General features: G+C 75.2%; 2 protein-coding genes. Both read right to left on the bottom strand.

Going from position 1 to position 2131, the window contains the following annotated elements; all coding sequences use genetic code 11:
• Nucleotides 1–830: ATP-binding cassette domain-containing protein (locus NBW84_RS19175; protein WP_445548772.1), on the bottom strand; the 830-nt coding region annotated here is incomplete at its 3' end.
• A gap of 101 nt (nucleotides 831–931) precedes the next feature.
• Nucleotides 932–2131 (bottom strand): ABC transporter permease (locus tag NBW84_RS19170; protein ID WP_445548771.1); only part of this gene is annotated, 1200 nt, incomplete at its 5' end.

Below are 2131 nucleotides of genomic sequence, written 5' to 3'. Positions count from 1 at the left end.
CTGGCTGCGGTGCCGGCCGCGGGGCCGGTCCAGCTTGTGCGGTGTGCCGCCGCCAGCAGCCGCTGGGTGTAGGGATGCCGCGGAGCTTGCAGGACGGCCTCGGTCGGGCCGGTCTCCACCAGCCGCCCTCCGCGCATGACCGCGAGCTCCCGGGCGACCGAGGCCACCACCGCGAGGTCGTGGGTGATGTACAGCAGGGCGGTGCCGGCCTCGTCGACGAGGCGTGTGAGCAGGGCGAGGACGTCCGCCTGGACGCTGACGTCGAGGGCGGTGGTCGGCTCGTCCGCGATGAGCAGCGCGGGACGGCAGGCGAGCGCGATGGCGATGCCGACCCGCTGGCGCTGCCCGCCGGAGAGCTGGTGCGGATACGCGCGGACGAGCCGCTGCGGGTCGGGCAGCCCGACCTTCGCGGCGAGCTCGACCGCGGCCACGCCCGCCGCCCGCCGCGACAGCCCGCGGTGCAGGCGCAGCGGCTCGCCGATCTGGCGGCCCACCCGCCACAGCGGGTTCAGCGCGGTGAGCGGCTCCTGGAAGACCATGGCGATCCTGTCGCCGCGGATGCGGGAGAGCTCCCGGTCGGACCGGCCGAGCAGCTCCCGCTCGTCGAAGCGGATGCTTCCGGTCGCGGCCGCGCCGTCGGGCAGCAGCCCGAGGACGGCCAGCGCGGTGATCGACTTCCCGGATCCGGACTCGCCGATGAGCCCGAGCCGCCCGCCGGCGTCCAGGCCGAAGCCGATCCGGTCGACGACCACGGTGTCGCCGAAGCGGACGGTGAGATCGGTGACCTCGAGGAGCCCGGACGGCGCCCCGTCCCGTTCCCGCCCCGCCAGCGCCGCCGACGGTCCAGGCGCTGCCGCCGACGCCGCTGCCGCCGCTGGTGCTGGTGCTGCCGGCGAGGATGTCGGTATCGGCGTCGGCGGTCTCTGTTCGCTCACCGTGACGCCTCTGTGGTATCGGAGCGTGACTGTCCTATGCGTGGCTCTCCTGTGGCGGACGGTGTGGTGTCCGGATCGCCGTTCGGTATCGCCGCCGGCTGGGCGTCCGGCTGGGCATCCCGGAAGCCCTCCCAGGTGGCCGACCAGTCCTCTGGCGGATCATCCGGTGGATCTTCCGGTGAGTCGTCCCACTCCCGCGGTGAACCGTCCCGCGTCGCGGGCCGAGCCCGCGGGGCATCCGGCGCCTGCCGGGCGGCCCGCGCTTTCCGGGACGCTTTCCGGGACGCTTTCCGGGACGCTTTGCGGGCACCACGCCGCGAGCCGCCCGGCGCCGCCCGGCCGTCCCGCAGCCGCGGGTCCGTGGCCTCGCGGATGCCGTCGCCGAGCAGGTTGAACCCGAGCACCGTCAGCACCACGGCGAGGCCCGGCCAGAGCAGCACCAGCGGCCGCAGGGTGATGTACGGCTGCAGCTCCTGGAGCATCCGGCCCCACGACGGGGTCGGTGGCGGAGTGCCCAGGCCCAGGTAGGACAGCGCGGCCTCGGCGAGCACGGCGGTCCCGAGCACGAGGGAGAGCTGGACGTACAGCGTCGGCGCGACGTTCGGCAGGACGTGCCGCCGGACGATCCGCCTGGTGCCGGCGCCGGCCGCGTGCGCGGCCAGGACGTAGCCGGACGCCAGCACCCGGGCGATCTCCCCCCGCGTCACCCGGCCGACCTGGACGCCGCTGCCGACGCCTATCGCGACGACGGCGGTCCAGGTCGAACCGCCGAACACGGCGGCGAGCACCATCGCGAGCAGCAGGGCCGGGAAGGCGATCAGGACGTCGACCAGGTGGGCGGTGGACTCGCCGACCAGGCGTGGGGTGACGGTGGCGAGCAGCGCCAGCCCCACCCCCAGCACCGCGGCGACGGCGGTGGCCGTCACCGCGGCGAACACCGTGATCCGGGCGCCGAGAAGGATCTGGCTGAACAGGTCCCGGCCGAGCTTGTCGGTGCCGAACCAGTGCTGCCCGCTGACCGGCAGCCAGGGCGCGCCCGCGTCCACCCGGGTCGGGTCGTACGGCGTCCAGACCAGGGACACCGCGGCGGCGGCCACGACGATCGAGGACAGCAGCACACCCAGCCGTCCCGGACGGCTGCGCAGCAGAGCTGTCACCAGCGGCGGGGCCGCCGCTGGCAGCCGGGCTGCCCCTGG

This window comes from Protofrankia sp. CiP1_Cm_nod2, from assembly GCF_920664355.1.
Taxonomy (GTDB): domain Bacteria; phylum Actinomycetota; class Actinomycetes; order Frankiales; family Frankiaceae; genus Protofrankia.
The sequence above is the reverse complement of the archived record's forward strand: the minus strand, read 5'-3'. Positions and strand labels throughout refer to the sequence as shown.